Below are 23,772 nucleotides of genomic sequence, written 5' to 3' on the forward strand. Positions count from 1 at the left end.
CATTCATCCCGTTTGTGACATGAAAGTGAATAGTTTTGATTGATTTATCATGAACAGATTTGAAATAAGAGAATTTTACGATACTTAAGGTTCTAATTCAATATGAGTAACGCTAAATTATCTATATAAATCAATATTTATCTGTTACAAACTTTCTTTAAAAAAAGCGCGGGAGATTGCAAGATATGACAGTGATATTTTTAAAGAAAGCAATGATCTCATCTTATTTCTGGAACAAATTATCTTAAAACAATAAAGCAATATCTTTAAAGAAGTTGTTTGAGTGATTATTGAAAGTAAAAAAGCTGGGTTAAAAAGTGAAGGAAAAAATGGTTGTTTTTTTTCACTAGAATTGCCTATTATTTTTCACGAGGGTAGCTTACCTATAGAAAAATTAACAGCCAACATTATTCACAATGCTTTTGCACCACTTTAGCATGAAAAGGCAGCTTCAGTGTGAGAGTATTTACTTTATCTTCAATGTCATTACAGTTAGAAAGCTCAAATAACATCATTCATAAATCTCATAAAAAACCAATACCGTTATTCATGGTACAGTTCCGTGGATTAGTTTTCTCAAGGGTGCCAGATCTCTAGATATTATTTTTATTGAAAGCACCCCCTTTTTTGTATCATCACGTCTTTATACGGCGATAGCGAAGTAATCCATAAAATCCTTTATCATCTTGTTTTGAGAGTATAACAGGGATACCCTTAGAATATATCGATACACTCAATCATTTTATGCAAATATAACCGCTTAAATCCTTTGGTTGTCATTTGAGCACCTTTGTCATTTCAATTAAATCAATGAACCATCAAAGTGCTCTAATCCTTTAAGTGTTGCTGCTTTTAATCTGAATGCCTTCACCTCTTTCAAATTTTTTCATCGAGTAATGTCTCAGAGGAATTGTATTTTTATCATTTTATTTTCTGTTTATGTTTCCAACCACATAAATGTTCACCTTGTTCGTTATGTTTTAGAATATCTCTCGCCAAATTTAGACTAATGACATTGATATCTTATCGATTCAAATAAATGGGCAGCCACCCAATACAAGAAGTTCGTTCATTCGTCACGCAACCAGTTAGAAAGCTTAGTGCGCACATCAGCATCACTTTTCTTGTTAATTTCATTTTCTACCTCAAGCCGTGTTTTCGCTATCTTGAAAGCTTCATTTGTTTGCTTTTGTTTCTCAACTTTTTTCCAAGGAAAAAGGCTTTCACTAAAGCTATAAGAAAAGCTGCTATGATCGCTGACGTCATTGTCAGATATTTTTTTATCCATAAGATCAGAGAGGGTGTTCCTGAAAGCGTTTAGCAATATAGACCATAGCTGTACAAGCTGCTAAAACCATAATACCTGCTAAAACCCATTAAACAGGGCCATTTCCCGCAAAAATCCCTCCAAGCCCTGAAAAAGAACCTATGATTGGTGCAAGAGCTTCTACTTTGCAAATACCTGTTACACCTTCTGATTCTACTACATGATAATTGGGAGCAACGTGAACTCTTTTTGCCCATAATCCGGCTTCGGCCGCGCGACGATTGACAAGATCTGGGATACGTTTTCCTCCTACTTTTGTCCATTTTTGCAATTCTGCTGGTACCGCTTCATATTCACCTTTATTGAGCTTTTTTAAAAGTGTAGAATTACAAAAGGCTGTTATTCCTACATTATAGCAAAATGATACTAATGCCGCGAATTGTTCATCGTTTAAAATAACGGTAATGGCTTTTTCAACAACGGCTTCACATTCTCTCAAGTCTTGACGAAAGATTTTTTAAAGCCTCTTTTTCCGTAATTTGCATGTTTTTATGGACAGTTGGTGCACTAGCTGTACTTGTATGTCCATAACAAATTGTCCATACACCACCAGAATCTTTATAGGTTCGTAAACGTAAGCCTTCCAATTGCTTAATCAGTGTAAGCTCTTCTTTTGATATTTTTCGCATTATTCTATCCTATAAAAAACTACAAAAATCAGGATATGAATTCAAAACTTACATTTACTCATTAAAAAAACGAAACATTGAAAGGGTCTCATAACACTAAAATCACTATAATAGGCCCTATAAAAACTCATATCGTTTTTTTGTTGGAACAAAAATTGCGCTAATCACTATTTATTTTTCAGTAATTGATCTCCTCTCTGTTTAAAAGACAAGAACTTTTAATAAACCAAATTTATAATCAACGAAACTCCATTCACAAACTCTAATAGTTGATCTAGAATGATTTAAAGGAATCTTACTTGAAAAAATCAATATTTTCCAATATTTCTAGTGAAGGCAAGTTCTTTTCAATAAAAATAAGAAATGTAATAATGAAAAAATAATAGATATTGGTTTTTAAATAATTATATAATCTATAACTTACGTAGTAGAAATTTTTATAAAAAAAGAGATATTATAATCAAGCGTTATACATCTACCAATTATCTTAGATAACAACAATACTTAACACATAATATATTATACATGTTTAATCAAAAAAGCTATAGTTAATTTAATTATGCTTTATTTTTTTCTCTAATTGCTTAATTTACTTAAAAACATACCTTTATGAAGGATGTGAAATAAACTATTACATAAAACATAATGAATATTTTCTCCCTCTCTTAGTAGTCTATTTCTAACTGAAACAATATATCATTAGAGCATATTCAACATATAGACCAATGCTATTTGATAGTTTTGTAAAGAATATTGTCTTGTAATAAACTTGAACGATGAGTTCCGTTTCATGTATTTTCTTTTTCATATGAATAACGCCTTCGTCTTCTTCATATGAAGTGTTTTGTGGAGCGTGCGGGGACAATGGTGGCATCTTTGTCTGGTGTTGTATTGGCTACCTTTTCGCAACATCTTAAACAAATCAATCAAGCTGTTGAAATCTTTTTAGGAGCAATAGCAGAAGAGACGCAAAGAATTTTGACGAAATCCGCTTGAAGTTATGGGGAGGCTTTGTCCTCCCAGCATTTCCACCCATTTATGTAATATAAAAAAAGAAAAATAAGGAAAAAGTCCTTCACTAAAGCTAAATGAGATGATTTTTAATAATAGCGATAGATATATCGCAACCATGAATGTGCACAGCTTTTTAGCGTATCCACAACAATAATTCGCAACTTGGTTCTTCAAGGACTATATCCAAAACCGTATAGGATAGGTAAAGCAGTGAAGTGTAAAAAAAGAGATTTTAGCACGTACTTTAAAGAAAAAATATGGGATAAATGAGAGCAAATTAGGTAAAATTATTCTAGTGTGACAAGTATGTGGAAAGAGGTGAAATTAGGGGGATTATTTGTTAATTGGTTATTTTTATGCACAATTTTTACCATTAAATGCTCGTTTTTTCAAATTAGATTTTGTCATCTAAAATTGTAAAAATTACCGAAAATCAAAAAAAAGAGCGTTTCAATGGTAAAATAAGAGAAAGCTTTGAAAGGTTTTTGAAAATGCTTTGAAAGCCCAGAAAATCATCTTTGAAGACCCTGTGAGAAAAATTAAACAAAAAGTGAAGTCTTGCATCAAAATCAACGCCAAATGATCCAAAAAGCAAAAAAGATTTTCATTTGTTGGTGATTATCTATTTTTTGATGAAATATATACTTATAAATCAAATGGTTGTATAATTTTCATGTAAAAAGTCTTCCACTTTCATTTTGCATATTAGGGGAATTAAGCCGCGTTTTGTGTCGTTTGTAGATGTGCATTTTCAGTCTCTATTTGACACTTTAAATGCAATTTTAGAAGAGGCAAAGTAAGCTTTACTTCTTCCATATCGTTGATATTTTGAACACGCTCTTGCAACTTTCTATAAAGCTCTGCCACTCATTCTGCGAATGCAAGATGACGACAGAAGAGAGTAGCATTGTCCTGAAAGAGTTTATACCAATTTTTACAGGAAATGCTTTGGTACGAGCGGGTTGGGGGAAATGAGACGCCGAGAAGACAAGATCATTTGCTTTGATATCGGCTTTAAAAGGCTATCAATTTAGCATAGGAGAATTTTACATAAAAATGCAATAAAATTAGTAGGTTGAATCAATTTATTTTTATATAAATTCCTTTAGAATTCACACTTTTATGCATGATTCAATTGACCATTTTTTATAAAAGATTGCCGTGTATAGAACAGACTATAAAAGCAAATTATGATGCAAACATTATAATGCATGTAAACGTTCAAATGGAATGAAAAGCAGCTATCATGTTAACAGTTCATGATACGTTTTTATCACAAAAATTCGATAGTTGCTGTGTCACTGTTCAGTATTGTATTATTTTGACAAATGCTTTTTTTTGATTGTATTAGAAAGTTTAAAGAGAGGCTATGTTAGGATATAAAATGTTTTGTTCAGTTTTTTTGAAAAATAGTGAAAAATATGGACCCCTTTGTGTTGGTTTTGATCCGAGTTATAAAGTTTTGCAATCATGGAATTTAAGCTGTGATTATAAAGGTCTAAAAGATTTTTGTAATATTCTCTTAACAGCCGTTGTGGGCAAAGTGGGGATAATAAAGCCGCAAGCCGCATTTTTTGAGTTATATGGGGCGGAAGGGCTTCAAGCTTTGGAAGAACTCATTGAAAATGCGCACGAACAAGGTTTATTAGTTCTCGTTGATGCAAAAAGAGGAGATATTGGTTCTACCGCTGAAGCTTATGGTAAAGCTTGGCTTGGCCCCAATAGTCCATTCAAAGCGGATGCCATAACCGTCAATCCTTTTTTAGGATTTGATGCTCTCATTCCTTTGATAAAGATTGCAGAAGAAACAAAAACAGCCGTTTTTATGGTTGTTCAGTCTTCTAATCCAGAGGGAAAGCAAATTCGAAATGCGCGCATTGGTGATCAAACTGTTTCGGTTCATTTGGCGCAGCGTATTTTTGAATATAATAACCAATCTTTAAGTCAGTCTCATCAGGTTGGCCCTATCGGGGCAGTTATTGGGGCAACATTGGGTCATGAAGCAAAAGATACAATCGAACAGTTAGAAAATAGCTTGTTTCTCGTTCCTGGCATTGGTGCTCAAGGGGGAACAATAACACAATTAACTCAACAGTTTCCTCAAAGGTTATGGCAAAATATTATTCCTTCAATTTCAAGATCTATTACAGAAGCGGGCCGAAATAGTGTTAATTTAAAAAGTGTCATTCATAACTTTGCTGAGCAATCTAAAAATACACTTCTGTCTTAATTTTTTTGCTAAGCCATCAAAGAGAGAAAGCTCTTATAAAGAAGGGGAGGCTTATCAAATTTTAAGGAAGACACTGCTTTCAAGAAGTGACTTTGCTTTATCTCAAAGCCAAGAGTTGCTTTTTATCTTCTCAAAAAGAGGCACAATATATTTCTCATTTTCTGTTGGAATTGGGGGATCAAATACCTAAGTCAAGTGTTTGAAGAAAATGCAGAAACTTTGGAAAATATATGAATAATTGTTTTAAGAAGACAAGATAGGCAAGAAAATATAAAAAGGACGCTAACCGTGCTAAAATGAGGCTTAAGAGAATTTAGAGAGTGTTTTCGTTTTATGGCTCTGATTCCTTTAAAGGGAAATTTTTTTAGACTATTGCCTGATAAGGGTAGTGCTTTTGTAAAATAAAAACCTCTAACATGTTGTTAAAAGCTTCTAGGTTGATAAAGTCATTGCAGCGTTTGTTTCTATGGGATAATGGTTATCTGTGAACACAGATTGTTGCTAGAGAATAACATGTCATTGAAAAAAGAAAAAACCAAAGCCCGTTTACCGCGTGGTTTTGTTGATCGCACAAGTGCACAATTGTATGCAACTGAAACCATGATTGCGCAAATTCGTGAAGTTTATGAACTTTACGGTTTTGAAGCGCTTGAAACACCAATTTTTGAATATACGGATGTGTTGGGGAAATTTTTACCTGATTCAGATCGTCCCAATGCAGGGGTTTTTTCGCTACAAGATGATGATGAACAATGGATGTCTTTGCGCTATGATCTGACTGCTCCTCTTGCTCGTTATTTTGCTGAAAATTTTGATACGTTACCAAAACCTTATCGCAGTTATCGGTTGGGGTTTGTTTTTCGCAATGAAAAGCCTGGACCGGGGCGGTTTCGGCAATTTATGCAATTTGATGCTGATATTGTTGGAACACCAACCGTTGCGGCAGATGCTGAGATTTGCATGATGGCAGCGGATAGTTTGGAAAAATTAGGAATTCAGCAACATGATTATGCCATTCGTTTGAATAACCGAAAAATTCTGGAAAGTGTTTTGCAGTTGATTGGTTTAGATGAAGGAGAGCAGATTGAAAAGCGCTTAACTGTCTTAAGAGCAATGGATAAGCTTGATAAATTTGGTCCTGAAGGCGTACGGTTGCTTTTAGGTAAGGGGCGTTTGGATGACAGTGGTGATTTTACAAAAGGGGCCGAGCTTAAGGATAAAGAGATTGAGTGTATTCTTTCCTTACTCACGGTAAATGCTAAAACAGCAGAAGAAACGCTTGATGCTCTCAGACAAGTTGTTGGTCAGAGTGCTCAAGGGCTAGAAGGGGTTCGCGAGCTTGAAGAAATGCAAGCAATCTTTGCCGCTAATGGTTATCATAATCGCATTAAAATTGACCCTTCGGTGGTCCGCGGATTGGAATATTATACGGGACCTGTTTTTGAGGCGGCATTGCTTTTTGATGTTTTCAATGATGATGGGCAAAAAGTTGTTTTTGGCTCTGTTGGTGGGGGCGGGCGCTATGATGGGTTGGTTGCGCGTTTTCGTGGGGAAAATATTCCGGCAACAGGTTTTTCAATGGGGGTTTCACGTTTGATCGCTGCTTTGCAAAACCTTGGAAAATTGCCGGTAAAAAATACTCTTGGACCCGTTGTGGTGCTGATGATGGATAAAGAGCCAGAAGCTGTTGCGCGCTATCAAAAAATGGTGATGAAATTGCGAAATGCGGGAATTTGTGCTGAACTCTATTTGGGAGTATCGGGAATTAAAGCGCAGATGAAATATGCAGATCGTCGCCAAGCTCCTTGTGTGGTTATCCAAGGTTCACAAGAACGTGAGAGTGGAAAAATACAGATCAAAGATTTGATTGAAGGGGCGCGTTTGTCTCATGAAATTAAGGATAATCAAACATGGCGTGAAAGCCGTCCTGCGCAAGTGATGATTGATGAAGAGCAATTGGTTCAAACAGTACAAGATATTTTGGCAGCCCAAAAAGGGGTATGGTAAAAGTTTTGTGAAAGCGATTGCGGGGAAAAGTTTGAAATTTTCTTCTTCAATTTTCAGAATTTGTCTTTTACTTGTTTAGATATATCTTTATCTTGATAATGGTCGTGTTCTTTTCATAACAGTTTATACAGCTTTGCGTGACTTTTTTTGAAATCGTTGAAAGGTTTAGAGTACCTAGTGAAAACAAATGGTATTAAACGCATTAAAAAAGATAAAACATGGTACTTAATTAAAATCTTAGGAACAGGAAAAAATACACCAGACAATTAAAAAAACAGCTCTCCGCTCTCGATAGAGGTTTGTAATAGGAGCTACATTGGGTGATTCAATAAAAAATAAAAGCGAACGATAAAATTAAAATAGATGTAATTAAATATGAAAACTCACATTTTAGGACTTTTTTAGGTACCTAATTAATGGATGAATGCATCTCTTCTGGACTTGTGAATACTGAAAGTGTTGGAGGAATTCGCAGAGAATTAAAAAAATGACAAGCAAAAAAAAGAGAAATTTTCTGTTTGTCTGTACAATTTTAATGAATTAATACCTAATAAATCATTTCATTTTAACGCATATCTAGAAACTGAAAAGCAACAAATTGCGTTATTTTTTAAGTTCGTATGGCATAAAAAGAAAATTCTTTTAAAAGGTAAAAACATTTTGTATTCAATAAAATGAATGTTTTTGAAGGCGATAAAATGCATTTTTTTGAGGGTTTGATGGGAACATCTTCGTGAAGAAAAACACTGGAAAGTGAAGTGCTTGAGGACTTGCGCAACCATGTTTAGAAAAATTGATGACCAATAGGTTTATAAAAATCCATTAGTCTATAGAAATATTGATCATTCATATAGATTTAATTTTTGAATTCTCATTTGCTGGTATCATATTTTCTACTGTTTTATTGTCAACAGTCTGCAATCTCACATCCATGAGAGATGAAAGAGATCTCAAAAGTTTTATTTTGGAAGATTTTTTTAGTTTCAGAAACAACGAATAACTTAAATCAGACAATTTTTAAAGGGAAAATATGAGAGGCATTATAAGAAATTATAGTGACAACCATTTGAAATTATTCATTTATTATAACAAATAAATTTTTTACGGAGAAATGAAAATGGCCAAATATGATTTTACAGTGTTACATGAAAGAAATCCCTTTATTTTGAAAAAACCTGAAGAGATTGGAAAGTCATTTAAACTTCCTCCTTCAAATTTTGGATTTGAAGATCTTCCGCAAATCACTTTTTCAGGCGCCTCGTCGTGTCGACGTATGATTTTTGCACTATCATTTAGTGGTATGAAAGCTTTTTTTGTGATGTTGTGGCAAGTAGGGAAAATGTCAGATGAAGATGATGTGGATTTATGGTTTGATCAGATAACATTGGATCATGATATTCTTGAGGAATTTTTGACTTGCGATCTTTCAACTCAAGAACCAGAATATCTTAATTTTGAAAGTTTTAAAGAAGGTATCAAAGAATTAGAAAAGAATAAAATTGTAGCGAAGGGGACAAAAAGAGATTGTTATTTCATCAATCCAGATATTTTTGGTCTTCCTGAATGTGATGAAGATTTTGAGCTCGATGAAGAGGAAGAGATAGAAGAGGAAGAAATGAAAACACACTTTATGGTAGAATATCCAAATAAACGACTTCTTTAACCGTTTTTCTCTTAGAGAAAAATAAAAGCTTAGAATAAATTGCTATGAGAACAGCAATGAGTCTGTTTATGGTATGTGAACTGGAATGTTTACGGGATCTGTTTTGATTCAATTCTTTTCCTCAACGGTTATTTATCCAGAGCAGTTTTTATGCTATATTCGATTGTTTTATGAGACATAACTCAATTTCAAGTGTGTGCCTTTTTAAATAAATGTTTGATCTGTATTTTTTCTTTTGATGCTTTTGTGAACCTTGGATTATTAATGCCTTGGCATTCGGGAGCGCTTAGGAGAAGCGTTTTTAGTGCTTTAAGCGTTTTTACTTACACGCCACACCCGCTTATGATGTGCAAACAAGTAATCATAATTGATTCAGTAGAGAAAAATTTGAAATAAAGGAATATTACGATATTCAAGGGGCTAATTCAAATTGAAAAACGCTATGTAAATTAAAATGTCGAATAGATGTTTCAAGAGATACAAAAAACACAAATCCCCTCTCTAAAAGGAATTTGTGTCGTAGAATTTAAATATATAACTTTTGGTTGAAATTAGCTTTTTAAAGCTTTTAAAACATTTTGTGGTGAAGAAACTTCGTAAGGATCTGTTGCACAATTATCTGAAAAACCTGCTTCTTCGAACCATTGTTCAACCACACCATCATTAATAACAGCTGCATAGCGCCATGATCGCATGCCGAAACCAACATTGTCTTTTGCAACCAGCATACCCATTTTGCGTGTGAACTCACCAGAGCCATCGGGAATTAATTTCACGTTTTTGATATTTTGTGTTTTTCCCCAAGCATTCATGACAAAAGCATCATTGACGGAAAGGCAATAAATTTCATCAATACCAGCTTGTTTAAATTCATCATAGAGTTTTTCAAAGTCAGGCAGCTGAAAGGTTGAGCAAGTAGGGGTAAAAGCTCCAGGAAGAGAAAACAGGATAACACGCTTTCCTTTAAAGTAAGCATCGCTGCTAACTTCTTGCCACCGATAAGGATTGTCTCCAGCCATTGATTCATCGCGTACGCGTGTGTGGAATGTTACATTGGGAACTGTTTTTTTCATCATCATGATGCTCCTGTATTCTTTTACGAAAATTTTGTTTTAAAACAGCCTTCGTATTTAAAACATATGGGAAAAAGCGTTTTAAATAAAAGGGCTTCTTAAAAAATTCTTACTTCTAACGAGTGTGCAAATATTTCACACTTCCGTCAAGTAGAATTAATGGTCGACTTTGGATACTCTTCACCTTAAAATTATAGGAAAGAATATAAAGGTATGGATATGACCATAAAGACAGTTTTGACCACTGCTTTTGAGGGGCAAAAACCGGGAACATCTGGTTTGCGCAAAAAAGTGTCTGTTTTTCAACAACCTCATTATGTGGAAAATTTTATACAGTCTCTTTTTGATAACATTGGGCCTCTTGAAGGGAAAATGTTGATTCTTGGGGGGGATGGGCGCACTTTTAATCGTACTATCCTTCAGATTGTGTTGAAGATGGCAGCGGCGCATGGTGTCTCTCTTATTAAAATGGGAAGGGGCGGTATTCTTTCTACACCTGCCGTTTCGCATCTTATTCGTAAAACTCATGCCCATGGTGGACTTATTCTTTCTGCAAGCCATAATCCTGGTGGTCCAGAAGGAGATTGTGGTATTAAATATAATATTTCTAATGGGGGACCCGCTCCTAATTCTTTATGTGATGCTATTTTTGCAACATCGCAACGTCTTTCTTTTTATAAAATTCTTGAAGCACCAGATATTGATTTAGATAGGCAAGGTACGATCTTTATGGGAGCCATGCGGATTGATATTATTGATCCTGTCGCTGATTATGTTGCTTTGATGCAGGAGCTTTTTGATTTTGACTGTATTGCCAAGGCTGTTGCTCGAGGTCTTACTTTACGGTTTGATGCCATGCATGCGGTAACAGGGCCTTATGCTCATGAAATTTTTGAAAAATGCTTAGGATTTTCTGAAGGGACGGTGGTTAATGGTATTCCTTTGCCAGATTTTGGAGGTGGTCATCCAGATCCCAATTTGGTTTATGCTAAGGCTCTTTATGATTTATTGATGTCAGAGAAAGGACCAGATCTTGGCGCAGCCTCTGATGGTGATGGAGATCGTAACCTCATTATTGGTCGTGGGCAATTTGTTTCGCCGTCAGATTCTCTGGCTATTATGGCTGAACATGCACACCTCATTAAAGGATATAGAAAAGGTGTTGTGGGGATAGCGCGTTCTATGCCGACGGGGCGTGCTGCTGATCTGGTTGCGGAAAAAAAAGGATTAAAATTTTTTGAAACACCAACGGGATGGAAGTTTTTTGGAACGCTTTTGGATGCGGGGAAAGTAACCTTTTGTGGTGAAGAAAGCTTTGGAACTGGGTCTCATCATATCCGTGAAAAAGATGGTTTATGGGCTGTCCTATTTTGGTTAAATCTTTTAGCGGTAACAGAAAAAACTGTCGCACAAATTGTTCAACAGCATTGGTACACCTATGGGCGTTTTTACACGTTACGGCATGATTATGAAGAAATCGAAGCCGATAAAGCTTTGGAAATTATAGAACATTTGCGTGCACACTTACCACATTCAGGAACTGAAATTTCTGGATTTTTCGTCAAAAAAGCAGACGATTTTACATATCATGATCCTGTTGATCAGAGCGTTAGCACGCGGCAAGGTATCCGTATTTTTTTCAAGAATGGAGCACGGTTGGTAGTCCGTTTGTCGGGAACAGGAACACTGGGTGCTACTTTACGACTTTATTTTGAACAGTATGAAAGTGATCCACGCAAACACAATTTTAATCCGCAAGAAGTTCTCCAACCTTTGCAACAGGTGGCACTAAAACTACTAAACATACAACAAGTATTGGGACGAGACCACCCTGATATTATTACCTAAGATCATTGGAATGTTTTTTTGTAAAGGTATGATGATTGATCACATGGGGTATGTTTTTAGGGGCATGATTTTATTTGCCATAAGGAAGAGCTTAACTCCATTTTCAAGCTCGCTTTGTTTTTTTCACCTTTACATATCGATCCGATTCCTAAAACTGCGTGCTTCTTAAAACCGAATGCTGTAGGCAATTATAATCCAGCATAATCGGAGCATTTATGCCCAATGGTTTCTGATGGTTTGATAGAAGTGTTTGTTTAATAGGATGATGTTCCTCATGCAAAACAGAACACTGTCGTTATTGCGCATTTCATATGCTTAATTTAAAAAGCCTCTCTCAATACACTTACGCCCTTCTTTATGGAATGCTGTTCATGTAGGAGATAACGGTAAATCCTCGTGAAGAATATAATGGTCGATATATATTGGATAATAAATTGATTTATAATAATAATTTAGTATTATTCAATTTGAATGAGAGCTTTCCAATATTGTAAGATTATCTCATCTCAAATCTATTCCATGTTGAATCAATTAAAACCATTCATTTGCACATAACAAGCGGGGAGAGCCGTGTGGATAAAAACTGTACAAAAAAGAACTAAAAACACCTCTTATGAATCAATCATCTTTTGTGCCAAGGGCAGTGACAACATTGAGCACCACCATTTTTATGAGATAGTAAGCCCAGCTCCATCACACTTATTGACTAGTTCCCAATATGCATCTTTCCACTTGTAACATGCAAGAGCAAGGCTTTGGTTGATTCAATAAAAGAGGATTTGAAATAAGAAAATCTTAAAATATTCGGGTGTTCTATTCAACATACAAAACCATTGATGATGATTATAAATCAACATATTCTCTAATATTATAACCGTTATTTTTACTTAAAATAAAAGGTCAAGTTAAGGCATCACTTTCTTTTCTCGCAATATTCAATCGTGCTTCGCTCTTTGAGAGAATTTATTAAGAGATGTTCCTTTTTTCATTTTTTATCCATTCGTTAATTTCATTTGTGACGGATAAGAAAATGATTTTGATTGATTTATAAGAGAGAATGAAGGGAGTAAATTTTATGATAGGTAGGGGCTTATTTAAGGTGTACAATGATAAATCATTCTTATAAATTAACGTCTTGTCTGTGGTGATCGCATTGACAAACATAGTTGGCAGATGGGGAATGAAACAAAGGGACGTATTTTTCTAAAATAATGGACAATAAGCATTTCTTGTTTTATGACCGTCATAATGAATGATTTTTCTAAAAAAGGGGAATTTATGACCCAATATCCCAAATGTCCTCGTTGTGATTGTCTTTATACTTATGAAGATGGTGAAAATTTTGTGTGTCCTGAATGCGCACATGAATGGCCACAAAAGAACGATGCCGCTGTTCTTTCCGATACTGTTTATGATGCCAATGGTCAGATTTTGACAAATGGCGATACTGTTATGGTGATAAAAGATCTGAAAGTAAAAGGCGCTTCATCTGTTTTAAAAGGGGGGACGAAGGTAAAGAATATTCGCTTGGTAGATGGGGATCATAATATTGATTGCAAAATTCCTGGGATTGGGCAGATGAGTTTAAAGTCGGAGTTTGTGAAAAAAGTTTAGACGTTTATCCTATTGCAATTGTTTTTGTATTTCTTTTCTTATTTCACTGATTATGCCAATCAGATAGATGCAATATATGCCCTTATTGGGGTATAAAAGATACGTACAGCAATAATTTGATTTATAAAGATAATTCACTATTTTGCATGTTGAATGAGAGCTCCAGATCTGTTCCGTGTTGAATCAATCAAAATCATGTCTCTTGCATGTTACAGGCGGGGAGATCCGTGTGGAGTGACATGGTACAAGAAAGTAGTAAAAAGGCCTCTTATGAACCATCTCAAGTGCCAAGGGCTATTGCAACCTTGAGGGTTGGAAAAATATATATAGTAGAGAAATACTGACACTGTCTTTTCTTTTAAACATATTGTGATGAGAAGGGGTAGATGTTGATTTACAAGCAACAATAAAGGTATGCGCTTTATGAAGAGAACGATGCCGTAAAGTAACAAACTTATTTCTGCTGAATTGAAAAAATATTCCCACATTTTCTCAAATGACTTCCAAAACAACCATAATAGATCTGATTTTACATTTATTTATTTTTACAAGTATTTGTACACACCTTCCTCGCTATATTTATGGAGATCAGATTCAAGGTGCTAGAGGGGAATTTTTGACTCAAAAATAGGAAAAGATCGGTACGAGATACTGATAAGGTAGCATCATCATGCATTTTTTTCCAGCTCTCAATGTTGCAACAGTTCTTATATTTAAAAGTGTTTATAAGCGCTATTAAAAATAGTTTTTGTTATTATCCAGTTTGTGCTGTGTAAGCGGACGATTTTCATTGATGCAATAAAAACAGAATTGAAATAAGAAGAATGTCAGAATTTTCATTCAAGTTGCAAAATATGATCTTTGTCAATTTTATGCTACAACATATTGATTTATAATAATAAATTAGCGTTATTCATATTGAATTAGAATCCCGAATAACGTGGATTCTCTCATTTCAAATCTGTTCCATGTTGAATCAATTAAAATCACTTATTTGCACACCACAAGTGGGGCTGGCGTGTGGGTAAAAACTGTACAAGAAAGGATTAAAAATGGCTCTTATGAATCGTCTTAAGTGCCAAGGGCTGTCGCAACATTGGGGGCTGGCAGATATAATGATGGTGCCGGTTTGCTACAAGAAGTATTTTGCATGATTTTGTCGTTGGGAGAGCTGAGAAAGATGAAGCAAATGGGCACTCTATCTTGCAATGTTTTTTTTGGGGTTTTCTTTTTTTGTAACGAGGTCGTGTTTTCCTAGTTAAAATTGCATGACAAGATTATGAAACAAAATAAATTTAAAATGCACATCCCTATGCGTTCTATTTCTGTCTATGCGATTGGTTTATTGAAACAACTTATGCTCTTAAGGGGCAGAAAGCTTTTTAAGGCATATGTGGAGGTGAAAGGTGAGCGAAGGGATCATTTTGTTTAGATTTTTTTACAGTACTGTATTTTTATGGCTGCATAGCTCACTTCTAAAATTTCAGGAATAAAATGATGTAAGATTTTTGCACTCCATGTTTGAGCGCTGTTGAAGAAGGGCAATCAATGTGGTTGTTTTACCTATTGAGGTCAATATTTATTGTGGCATGGCTTCAACGCCTAAAACTTCAGGGATAAAATGACGTAAAAGATTTTCAATACCATGTTTGAGGGTTGCCGTTGAAGAGGGACATCCAGCGCAGGCGCCGCGCATATTGAGATAAACAATACCATTTTCAAATCCACGAAAAGTAATGTCTCCACCATCATTGGCAACTGCGGGGCGGATACGCGTTTCAAGGAGCTCTTTAATGGTTAAGACAATATCAGCATCTTTTTCGTCATAAAATTCTTCGTTAAGGGCATGGGTTTGTGCTTGTGTTGTGGCGTTGGTGGTGATCACTGGCTCATTGGATAGAAAATGTTCCATAATTGTGCCTAAAATGACGGGCTTAAGATGTTGCCATTCTCCTTCTTTTTTGCTCACGGTGATAAAATCATAGCCTAAAAAGACACCATTGATATTGGGAATATTAAACAGTTTAGCCGCTAAAGGTGAGTTTTTAGCTGCTTCTTCACGGTCACGAAATTCTAATACGCCCTCAGAAAGAACCACGCGTCCTGGCAGGAATTTAAGTGTTGCAGGGTTTGGGGTGGTTTCAGTTTGAATAAACATAGATTCTCCTTTTATAATGAAGGCTTGGGAAGATCTTACATTGTAGAAAATTATATTTTTTAGGCAATAGATCTAATATCTTCATCGGCAAGATTGCTAGGAATAACAATGACAGGGATTGAAAAAGCTGTCCCTTTATTCCCGATTAATTGAACAAGGGGTCCTGGTCCTTCTGTATGTCCACTGGCTGCTAAAACAATCAGTGCAATCCTTTTATCTTCGTCGATCAGTTTAGAAATCTCATCAATTTTTTTTCCTTCACGCACTACTATTTCTGTTTCAAGCGCATGGGTGGTGCGGACTTCACTGGCAATGTCTCCTAATATTTTATGAGCACTTTGCTTTGATTCTGTACGCATAAGGTTGTTTACACCCAGAAAATGTTGAAATTCTACACTATCAACGACACAAAGTAATACCAATGTTCTACTGGTATTTTGGGCATGCTGTGCGGCAAACGCAACGGCACGCCGACACTCTGGTGTTTCATCGATAATAACTAAGTTTTTTTTCTTTGGTTCTTTTTTCGGATTTTGGGGTTTGGAAATCATGCACTTTCTCTATTTTGTACAAACGATTTTTTTGCTCTCTACAGTTTTTAGTTTTATTATTTTTATGTATCGTGCAAAAATCCAACAATTTCACGAATTTTTTTCATATTCTCTTCTGCAAGCATACTAGCACGTTTAGCGCCATCATGCAAAACAGAGTCGATATAACCGCTTTCTTTATGAAGGCGACGTAATTCTTCTGTTATAGGGGCAAGCTTATGGACAACAAGGTCGGCTAGAGCTTTTTTAAAATGCGAAAACTGTTGACCAGAAAATTCTAAAAGAATCTTTTCTTTGCTAACTTTGGCAAAGGCGGCATAAATACCAAGCAGGTTATCTACTTCTGGTCGTTCTTTTAAAGCGGCAAGGGTATCGGGAAGAGGGGCCGAATCCGTTTTGGCTTTACGTATTTTTTTTGCGATAAGATCAGCATCATCGGTCAAATTAATGCGTGAAAAATCTGAAGGATCTGATTTTGACATTTTTTTCGTCCCATCGCGCAAAGACATAACGCGTGTGGCTGTTGTTCCAATCAGTGCTTCTGGAAGAGGAAAAAAGCCTTGTCTTTTTTCTTCATCCGTTTGCATAGAGACGCCAAAATTTAATTCGGCAATACGCTGTGCATAGTCGTTGTTAAACTTTTGTGCAATATCGCGTGTGAGTTCAACATGCTGTTTTTGATCTTCGCCTACTGGAACATGGGTTGCACGATAGACTAAAATATCAGCAGCCATCAAAGTGGGATAAGCAAAAAGCCCGATGGATGCTTTTTCGCGATCTTTTCCCGCTTTATCTTTAAATTGTGTCATGCGTTGAAGCCAGCCGATACGGGCAACACAATTAAAAATCCAGGCGAGTTCAGCATGTTGAAAAACACGTGATTGGTTAAAAATAATGTGTTTTTGAGGATCAATACCGGCGGCTAAAAAAGCTGCTGTCACTGTTCTGGTGGATTCGCGTAAAGTAAGGGGATCTGGGTTGACTGTGAGCGCATGCATATCCACAACACAATAGAGACAGTGATGAGAGTTTTGCAGTTCAACCCAACGCTGAATGGCTCCAAGATAATTGCCAAGATGTAAATGACCACTCGGTTGTACGCCGGAAAAGACAAGTGGTGTGAAGGTATCCATAGGAGTGCTCTTTCTTCAATTAAGGTTATTCATTTTATTGTTTTTGACAAAGTATAGATATTATGAGCGTTTTTTCAAATTTTTAAGCGTGTGAAAAAAGGAACGGGTGTTGAATAAAAAATAGGTACTAAAATAGATCAAAAATATGCCAATCATGATCCCAGCTAAGGTGATCGCGCGCAAGAAAAAGGATGCTTGTGAGGATAAAGGAAAAGACAAAAAACTAAATACATTCAATCCGTAATAGACGGCTAGTGCACTCAAAAGAGTTGCCATCATGAGACATAATATTCGCTTTATTAGTTGGAAGTCGTATTTCCAATAACCGCGTTTGATAAGGACACTCCACAGCAACAGGGTGTTGGCCCATCCAGAGGTAATTTCAGCAATAACAATGCCTCGTGCAGATAGAATAGGAAATAATGTTAAGGCGAGACCGATATTGATAAAAACGCAAATACCTGTAAAAATCATCGGTGTTTTGGTATCTTCATGGGCAAAAAAATTAGGAATAAAGACCTTAATAAGAACAAAAGCTGGAAGTCCTAGTCCATAAAGCTCCAGTAATTGTGCAACATGGTGTGTTGATTGACTGGTAAATTGTCCTCGTTCAAAGAGCAAACTGACAATGGGAGTGGAGAGCAGCAAAAAAGCGATGGATGCTGGAAGTGTTAACAACAATGTTAATTCAATAGAGCGGTTTTGTAAATGGTGGGTTTCTTTATGCTTTTTGCTCCGCAAAGCGCGTGTTAACTCTGGTAAAAGAACCGTTGCAACGGCAATGGCGATTACGCCTAAAGGCAATTGATAAAGACGATCCGCATACATTAAAGAAGAAACAGCACCTGATTGACTAGAAGCAATGTTGGTATTAATGAGCAAATTAATTTGCGTGATGCCACCCGTGATGGCTGCTGGAAATGCTAAAGTTAACAGCTTGCGAACATTAGGACTAAAATGGGGCTGGCGGAAGGAAATTTTCATTCCACTTTGACGTAAAGCAAGGGCAATTAAGGTGAGTTGAAGAAGCCCTGCTGCCAACACACCCCAAGAGAGATTTAAACCGATATGCCAAGCGTCAAGTTTATAGATCCAAGCATAGGCAAGCACACCAATCAGAACAATGTTTAAAAAGAGTGGAGCAATGGCGGCAATAAAATAGCGTCGTAGAGCATTAAGCATACCCCCCATCATGGCAGCAAGCGACATGCAGGTTAAATAGGGAAACATGATTGCAGTAAAGTGAATTGTAGCGTTAAATTTTGTTACATCTTCTGTAAAACCTGGAGCAATAATGGTTCGTACCAAAAAAGGCATACTGAGTTCCATCGCAATCGTTAACAGTAAGAGCAGTGAAAAGAGAACGCCAAAGACCTCTTCTGCAAATTTGCATGCCGTTTCGTGGCCTTCTTCAGTGATTTTTTTTGCAAAAAGAGGAATGAAAGCAGCGTTAAAGGCACCTTCAGCAAAAAAACGACGAAATGTGTTGGGAAAACGAAAAGCAGCGTTAAAGGCATCAGAAACAGGACCTGTCCCTAGGGCTGCTGCCATAAGCATTTCGCGTACGAAGCCAAAAATACGGCTCATGAGGGTTCCGGAAGCAACTGTCGCAATTTTTTTAATCAATGTCATAAAGATATATCAACTTTGTTGTAAAAGAGAAGCGATGACAGGAGAAATAAACTGTTTTAAATCGTAAAAATCTGATCTCTATCCTAATCAAGGAGACTTTTTGAAAGCGTTTTACGACGGTGTTTATCTTTCTGTCAACAATGGTGCTTGAAGACTTTTTTATGCTCCTTGTTTACTGTTGCATTAAAATTTTTATTGTTGCCATAAAATAATTAAAATTTCTTTTTCAAACTGAAATATGCGAGTGATATCATAACAGTTTGAAGGGATATATAATGATCATTTCCCTTTATGGTGTGATATCGTGAATAGTGTAAGCCAATACCGTTCTGTTTTATGTGAGGGGTGTGACCCTATTAAAAGAACTCCAATAAAATAAAAGCGTGGAGCAATGCGCCATTTCCATTATTTATTCATTATTAAGAAAACAGCGCTTTAGATCTTTTAAAAAGTCGTAAGGCTGAGCTAAAAGGTAATGGTAAAGTTGGTGATTGGTTTTCACTTTTACGGCTTTATGTTTTCCCCAAATTTGCCGGCCCTCCCATTTTAGAGATTACATAAACAAGAGGATAGGAAGACATGATCTTTCAACAGCATTTTTCCTGTTCAGGTTTCTTTTCACAGTTGATGAGGATAAAATCTGAGGAAATAAGATAAAAATTACTCTCTCATGGTTTCCATTCTCTTTGAGGTGCGATTGATTTGCCGATGAAGGCAAGGGGGATAAAGGCTATCATTTTTACCAGAGGGGGCGAAAAAGTTAAAGTTTATGAACCTTTTAGACATTCATTGCCATTGCTTTTGCGTGTGCCGTTTTGTGAGGTTGAATATTTTCTTGTCTTTTGGGATTCTGATTGACGTTTTCTGTCATTTTTTGCACTTTAATTGCCTCTTTATCAAGAGTGTTGGAACATTTTTTTTCATTGTTTTTCTTTATAGATTGATGCTGGTTTGGTGCGAAACGCTCATCGAATTTATGATTATAAAAATACATGGGTTGTATATGCTGTTCTATCTCTTTTATCTGCTTGACTATTTCCATAATCTCTTTTGCTTTGATGGTTGATGTGCCAAGACTCTTCGCAAGTCTTTCAGGATTATTTTCTTTTATAGCTTCATGCTCGCTTGAGGATAAGCGCTCATTGATTTTTTTGATATAAGTCCTTATCTCCCCCCTTAATTCGGGAGAGTTTGATAACGTTTCTTGCTGTTGTGTTTTTGACACGGAAAAGAGATTTGTTATCCAAGCTTTAGGTATTTCTACCGACTGTTCACACCGCCTTTGTTTTACATGATGGGTATGGAGAATGTCTCTTTCTGTTTGTTTAGAAATATTGATATAACGATCAATGGCTTTACAGAGGGGCAAAATATTTGCTTCAGCATGGGCGCGCGCGTTGTTTTTTATGCCAAATACATTGCTACCAGAAAGCTTAGAAATAGATTGGGGGGAGGTGGAAATTTGATAGGAGAGTTGTTCTCCTTCAGTATGATTTTCATGGATCATCTCAATTCTTTCCCGCAAAGTATGACGATTGCCATAAATGATTTGGCACAAAGTTTCTATTTCTTTTCTTTTTGCTTGAATGGAAACGTTGTTTTTTATCCTTGTGGCAATTTCATTGTTGGTAAGGTGGGCTATTGTTTGTGCGGGGATAAGCACTTCTTGCTGGTTTTGAATTTTTGGTGCTGTAAAGGAGAGAGCGTCACCGATTTTTAATGTCTGTATTTGCTCTAGGGTGAGATCTTTTTTATTTCCCAAGATGAAAATTCCGTTAGCATCAAGCATAAAGCCATTGGGTCCACTGCCTCTGTAAAAGCCTTTATAGGTATGACCTTCTTTTGCTGTTATAATAAGATGATGATGAATACTCTCAAGCCCGATATGTTTCATATTGTCCATGAATTCTTTTAAAATAAGTATTTTTTCTGGATTTGAGATATCTTCAAGCAGATGTTTCATTTCTTCTTTATCGTTATGTTTTAGCGATGCAATGCTGGCAAGATTCATACGTTTTTCTGTTACAAGAGAAAAGTCGAGTGTGTGGCCAGCAATTTGCCCAAGTTTTTCAAAAAATATTCGTTGCGTGCGTCCATTACCTTCTCTGAAAGGGTGCGTATAGTTGAGCTGTATCAACATTTCAGTGACATGTTCAACAAATGTTTCGCGGGTTAAGCCTTTTAAACTATTCGTTTCAGCAAGTATTTTATCTAAATTTTCTAGCCCCTTCTGTATCTGTTTTGCTGAGGCAAAAGAAATACCAGCTTTTTTCATCATTGGCATAGAAGCAACAGTGCCATCTTCAAATGTAAAAGGCTCTTCGCGCGTTTGTCCGGCCCATTCAAATGTGCGGGAAAAGAGGCGTTGATGAAGGTATTTTAGATAAGAGGCATTAAACTGCTCTGGTAGAGGTTCTTGGTGCAGTTTTATCATTTCTTCTTTTACATCATTAGAACAGCGTTCTTTTAATATTTCGTTATCTTTGATGCGGTATTTATTTTTAAGCACTTTGCTATTGGGGTAGAAAAATTTTGCGCTTCTTCATTGATTTGCTTTGAAATGGCTGCATTAATTGCAGAGTGTTGTTCTTGCAATTCTTCCGGTGTAGAGGAGGCACAATGTTCTGTGTTTTCTTTCATGCATATTTCCTTTCAAATGGTAACATTATTTTTTTAAAATCTTCTTTTTTACGTTTTTTGCCTTTTATTATTTTCATAGCATTTTCTTCAAAGAAGAGTGCCTATTTGAATGATTGAAAAAATTGACCTTATTCGCATGGAACCAAGTTAATCATGGAACAAAGTTAAAGTTTGTAATTTTTATGAAGTATTATCGTGAAATTTTATCAATGAATTCTGTAAAATAATGGGGTGCCTTATTCAAAGTTTTCTGTATTTCATACACCGTCTTTGGTGCAATTTTGGCAAGATAATTGCACCAAAGTTTTGTATGAAAAGTCAACGATGATTAGACTGTCACGACAAAGCCATTGCTTTTGATGTTTCTGCTTTGCGTGGTCGAACATGCGGTTGATTTTCTTGTCTAGAAGTTTCTGCAACTTCTTGATATTGCTTTATTGTTGAGCGCTCAGGTAGCTTCGGGGACTGCGATAGGCTTTGCTGCTGTTGCAATTTTTTATCGAGATCGTTAAGCGGTTGATGACGTTTTTGTTGTTCTGCCTGATGGTTTTGCACGATGGTGTCTCTTAACTGTTTTATCGTATCAGTATAATCCTTAATGGCGGTACAAAGAGTAGGAAGATTTTCTTCAGCAGCTTTGCGTACTCCATTTTTTATGCCAAGGACTTGCTTACCAGCAAGCGGAGCAAAAGATGTAGAATCCTTTTCAATTTGAAATACGATTTCTTCTCCCATCTCTGGAATTTTGTGCATATCTTCCATTCTATATTGCAAAATAAATGGATCATTATAAACAACTTTGCACCAATATTGGATCTCTCTTTGACCATATTGAACCGATGGATCTTGTTGAACTCTGCGAGCAATTTCCTGATTTGAGAGAGGTTTTATTTTCTTTTCTGAATTGAGCGGATTTTGTAAATGTTGATTTGTTAGCTCTTCCTCCTGTGCTTGTCGCTGATGTTGTTGTTCCGTGTGAGGATCTTGAAAAATATTTTCACTTTTTGTATATTTTGAAGTATACACATAACCGTTAATAGCAGCACATAGGGTAGGAAGAGTTTCTTCAGCTTGTTTGCGCGCATGATTTTTTATGCCAAGAACTTTTCTACCAGCAAGCTTAGAAATAGACTTAGGCCGTTCTGTAACATCCCATAAGAGCTGTTCTCCCATATCGGGGTTTTCTTTGATTGCTTCTATTCTTTCATTTAAAATAAGTCGGTCGCCATAAACCTTTTCGCACAAAAATTGTATTTCTTCTTGATATGCTACGAGCAATAGCTCTCGTTCCATTGAATTAATGGATGTTTTTGGTTCGTGAGACGGTTTTGGTTGTTCTATTGCTATATGTGGAGAGGCAGGTTTTTGGATAACCGCATCGCTTTTTTGTTTGTCTCCTATTCGGTGCGGTTTTCTTGAAGGCGGGACGGCATATGCTCCACTGTCTTGTGATGATGAACTGCTTTGCTGCCTGACTTTCATATGTGATGGTGTTTTGGGTCTAACACTTGGGACGAGGGTTTCTGGTTTTTGGATTTGTGTGCTGGTTTGCACTTTGGCTCTCATGCGTGGGGGAAGGGGCGGAGCCATTTTTGTCTGTAGAGAGGGGGATTGTTGAGCAGTTTGTTTGTTTTGTTCTCTATCTTTTGCACGCGGGGGTCTTTGTGGAGCCGTTTTTATGTGCGTGGAGGGGCTTTCTTGAGTTTCAGGCTTTTGGATTTTTGCATCAGTTGGCGTTTTGTTTCTCATACGTGGGGGGGGAGGCGGAGCCATTTCTGTCTGTAGGGAGGGATTTTTTTGAGTTTCAGGCTTTTGGACTTTTGCATCGGCTAGCGTTTTGTCTCTCATACGTGGGGGTTTAGGCGGAGGCATTTCTGTCTGTAGGGAGGGATTTTTTTGAGTTTCAGGCTTTTGGACTTTTGCATCGGCTAGCGTTTTATCTCTCATACGTGGGGGGTTAGGCGGAGGCATTTTTGTCTGTAGGGAGGGATTTTTTTGAGTTTCAGGCTTTTGGACTTTTGCGTCGGTTAGCGTTTTGTCTCTCATACGTGGGGGAGGTGGTGGTGCAACCTTTGGGGAATGTGACAAATTCTCTGGGCGTTTTTGTACAGGTGGTTTTGGTACACTTTGAGAAACTTGGGGAGGGGGCGTTCTGGTGGGAAATTGTTCATCCTGTTGTTGAAATTTTTCCATCATTTCGGCGATAAAAGGGGAGGGATTTCTTTTTTTCATGCATTTTCCTTTCAAATTTTT

At 36.4% G+C, this 23,772-nt stretch carries 14 protein-coding genes and 6 pseudogenes; 9 read left to right on the forward strand and 11 right to left on the reverse strand.

Annotated features, from left to right (window positions below; translation table 11 throughout):
• Positions 1 to 148: 148 nt before the first annotated feature.
• A pseudogene (locus ACFIM1_RS02935) lies at positions 149 to 433 on the forward strand (integrase); the annotation flags it as partial.
• A gap of 636 nt (positions 434 to 1,069) precedes the next feature.
• Here the strand turns inward: ACFIM1_RS02935 and ACFIM1_RS02940 are convergent.
• Together ACFIM1_RS02940 and ACFIM1_RS02945 are read right to left on the reverse strand one after the other, a co-directional pair.
• Positions 1,070 to 1,296 (reverse strand): annotated as a pseudogene (locus tag ACFIM1_RS02940) (hypothetical protein).
• Positions 1,293 to 1,956: pseudogene (locus tag ACFIM1_RS02945) on the reverse strand (lysozyme). The pseudogenes ACFIM1_RS02940 and ACFIM1_RS02945 overlap by 4 nt, the downstream one beginning before the upstream one ends.
• 864 nt (positions 1,957 to 2,820) lie before the next feature.
• On the opposite strand from ACFIM1_RS02945, the gene ACFIM1_RS02950 reads away from it, so the two are divergent.
• Both ACFIM1_RS02950 and ACFIM1_RS02955 read left to right on the forward strand, forming a co-directional pair.
• The gene (locus tag ACFIM1_RS02950) at positions 2,821 to 2,952 is read left to right on the forward strand and encodes a hypothetical protein (protein ID WP_375609208.1); all 132 of its coding nucleotides are present in this window, start codon (positions 2,821 to 2,823) and stop codon (positions 2,950 to 2,952) included.
• Positions 2,953 to 3,049: 97 nt separating this feature from the next.
• Positions 3,050 to 3,240 (forward strand): annotated as a pseudogene (locus ACFIM1_RS02955) (helix-turn-helix transcriptional regulator).
• A gap of 444 nt (positions 3,241 to 3,684) precedes the next feature.
• Here the strand turns inward: ACFIM1_RS02955 and ACFIM1_RS02960 are convergent.
• Positions 3,685 to 3,834, reverse strand: a pseudogene (locus tag ACFIM1_RS02960) (transcriptional regulator); the annotation flags it as partial.
• A 520-nt stretch (positions 3,835 to 4,354) separates the two neighbouring features.
• Here ACFIM1_RS02960 and pyrF point away from each other — a divergent pair.
• The 3 genes from pyrF (at position 4,355) to ACFIM1_RS02975 (ending at position 8,870) form a co-directional block, all read left to right on the forward strand.
• Complete coding sequence (gene pyrF / locus ACFIM1_RS02965; protein WP_375608072.1) at positions 4,355 to 5,200, forward strand: orotidine-5'-phosphate decarboxylase; 846 nt, start codon at positions 4,355 to 4,357, stop codon at positions 5,198 to 5,200.
• A 513-nt stretch (positions 5,201 to 5,713) separates the two neighbouring features.
• Positions 5,714 to 7,207 carry a histidine--tRNA ligase gene (gene hisS, locus ACFIM1_RS02970; RefSeq protein WP_375609209.1) on the forward strand — a complete coding sequence of 498 codons (1,494 nt, stop codon included), beginning with the start codon at positions 5,714 to 5,716 and terminating at the stop codon, positions 7,205 to 7,207.
• 1,117 nt (positions 7,208 to 8,324) lie between these two features.
• Entirely contained in the window at positions 8,325 to 8,870 is a 546-nt protein-coding gene (locus tag ACFIM1_RS02975) for a replication protein (RefSeq protein WP_375608074.1), read from the forward strand.
• 551 nt (positions 8,871 to 9,421) lie between these two features.
• Here ACFIM1_RS02975 and ACFIM1_RS02980 read toward each other — a convergent pair.
• On the reverse strand, positions 9,422 to 9,946 hold the full coding sequence (locus ACFIM1_RS02980; protein WP_375609246.1) for a peroxiredoxin: 525 nt from the start codon (positions 9,944 to 9,946) through the stop codon (positions 9,422 to 9,424).
• Between the two features lie 216 nt (positions 9,947 to 10,162).
• Between ACFIM1_RS02980 and ACFIM1_RS02985 the strand changes: the two genes are divergently transcribed.
• From ACFIM1_RS02985 to ACFIM1_RS02995, 3 genes and pseudogenes are all read left to right on the forward strand, one after another.
• Positions 10,163 to 11,791 carry an alpha-D-glucose phosphate-specific phosphoglucomutase gene (locus ACFIM1_RS02985; protein WP_375609210.1) on the forward strand — a complete coding sequence of 543 codons (1,629 nt, stop codon included), beginning with the start codon at positions 10,163 to 10,165 and terminating at the stop codon, positions 11,789 to 11,791.
• A 1,278-nt stretch (positions 11,792 to 13,069) separates the two neighbouring features.
• Positions 13,070 to 13,405, forward strand: a complete 336-nt coding sequence (locus ACFIM1_RS02990; protein WP_375607236.1) for a zinc ribbon domain-containing protein YjdM — start codon at positions 13,070 to 13,072, stop codon at positions 13,403 to 13,405.
• A 1,052-nt stretch (positions 13,406 to 14,457) separates the two neighbouring features.
• Positions 14,458 to 14,540: pseudogene (locus ACFIM1_RS02995) on the forward strand (DUF4102 domain-containing protein); the annotation flags it as partial.
• Positions 14,541 to 14,984: 444 nt separating this feature from the next.
• Here ACFIM1_RS02995 and ACFIM1_RS03000 read toward each other — a convergent pair.
• The 7 genes from ACFIM1_RS03000 to ACFIM1_RS03030 form a co-directional block, all read right to left on the reverse strand.
• Complete coding sequence (locus tag ACFIM1_RS03000; protein ID WP_375607237.1) at positions 14,985 to 15,563, reverse strand: NifU family protein; 579 nt, start codon at positions 15,561 to 15,563, stop codon at positions 14,985 to 14,987.
• 59 nt (positions 15,564 to 15,622) lie between these two features.
• Positions 15,623 to 16,114 (reverse strand): universal stress protein, encoded by a 492-nt coding sequence (locus tag ACFIM1_RS03005; protein WP_375607238.1) that lies wholly within the window; start codon positions 16,112 to 16,114, stop codon positions 15,623 to 15,625.
• Between the two features lie 62 nt (positions 16,115 to 16,176).
• Entirely contained in the window at positions 16,177 to 17,247 is a 1,071-nt protein-coding gene (trpS, locus tag ACFIM1_RS03010) for a tryptophan--tRNA ligase (RefSeq protein ID WP_375609211.1), read from the reverse strand.
• Between the two features lie 60 nt (positions 17,248 to 17,307).
• On the reverse strand, positions 17,308 to 18,879 hold the full coding sequence (gene murJ, locus ACFIM1_RS03015; protein WP_375608076.1) for a murein biosynthesis integral membrane protein MurJ: 1,572 nt from the start codon (positions 18,877 to 18,879) through the stop codon (positions 17,308 to 17,310).
• Between the two features lie 778 nt (positions 18,880 to 19,657).
• Positions 19,658 to 21,313, reverse strand: coding sequence for a BID domain-containing T4SS effector (locus ACFIM1_RS03020; RefSeq protein ID WP_375609212.1), 1,656 nt, complete (start codon positions 21,311 to 21,313; stop codon positions 19,658 to 19,660).
• 32 nt (positions 21,314 to 21,345) lie between these two features.
• Complete coding sequence (locus tag ACFIM1_RS03025; protein WP_375609213.1) at positions 21,346 to 21,519, reverse strand: hypothetical protein; 174 nt, start codon at positions 21,517 to 21,519, stop codon at positions 21,346 to 21,348.
• Positions 21,520 to 21,855: 336 nt separating this feature from the next.
• Positions 21,856 to 23,751, reverse strand: coding sequence for a BID domain-containing T4SS effector (locus ACFIM1_RS03030; protein ID WP_375609214.1), 1,896 nt, complete (start codon positions 23,749 to 23,751; stop codon positions 21,856 to 21,858).
• Positions 23,752 to 23,772 lie beyond the last annotated feature (21 nt).

Source organism: Bartonella sp. AC158YNML, assembly GCF_042196725.1.
Taxonomy (GTDB): domain Bacteria; phylum Pseudomonadota; class Alphaproteobacteria; order Rhizobiales; family Rhizobiaceae; genus Bartonella.

Coding starts and splice junctions, on each gene's coding strand:
- ACFIM1_RS02950 (WP_375609208.1), top strand. CDS start 2,821: ATGGTGGCATCTTTGTCTGGTGTTGTATTGGCTACCTTTTCGCAACAT.
- pyrF (WP_375608072.1), top strand. CDS start 4,355: ATGTTTTGTTCAGTTTTTTTGAAAAATAGTGAAAAATATGGACCCCTT.
- hisS (WP_375609209.1), top strand. CDS start 5,714: ATGTCATTGAAAAAAGAAAAAACCAAAGCCCGTTTACCGCGTGGTTTT.
- ACFIM1_RS02975 (WP_375608074.1), top strand. CDS start 8,325: ATGGCCAAATATGATTTTACAGTGTTACATGAAAGAAATCCCTTTATT.
- ACFIM1_RS02980 (WP_375609246.1), bottom strand. CDS start 9,946: ATGATGAAAAAAACAGTTCCCAATGTAACATTCCACACACGCGTACGC.
- ACFIM1_RS02985 (WP_375609210.1), top strand. CDS start 10,163: ATGACCATAAAGACAGTTTTGACCACTGCTTTTGAGGGGCAAAAACCG.
- ACFIM1_RS02990 (WP_375607236.1), top strand. CDS start 13,070: ATGACCCAATATCCCAAATGTCCTCGTTGTGATTGTCTTTATACTTAT.
- ACFIM1_RS03000 (WP_375607237.1), bottom strand. CDS start 15,563: ATGTTTATTCAAACTGAAACCACCCCAAACCCTGCAACACTTAAATTC.
- ACFIM1_RS03005 (WP_375607238.1), bottom strand. CDS start 16,114: ATGATTTCCAAACCCCAAAATCCGAAAAAAGAACCAAAGAAAAAAAAC.
- trpS (WP_375609211.1), bottom strand. CDS start 17,247: ATGGATACCTTCACACCACTTGTCTTTTCCGGCGTACAACCGAGTGGT.
- murJ (WP_375608076.1), bottom strand. CDS start 18,879: ATGACATTGATTAAAAAAATTGCGACAGTTGCTTCCGGAACCCTCATG.
- ACFIM1_RS03020 (WP_375609212.1), bottom strand. CDS start 21,313: ATGATAAAACTGCACCAAGAACCTCTACCAGAGCAGTTTAATGCCTCT.
- ACFIM1_RS03025 (WP_375609213.1), bottom strand. CDS start 21,519: ATGAAAGAAAACACAGAACATTGTGCCTCCTCTACACCGGAAGAATTG.
- ACFIM1_RS03030 (WP_375609214.1), bottom strand. CDS start 23,751: ATGAAAAAAAGAAATCCCTCCCCTTTTATCGCCGAAATGATGGAAAAA.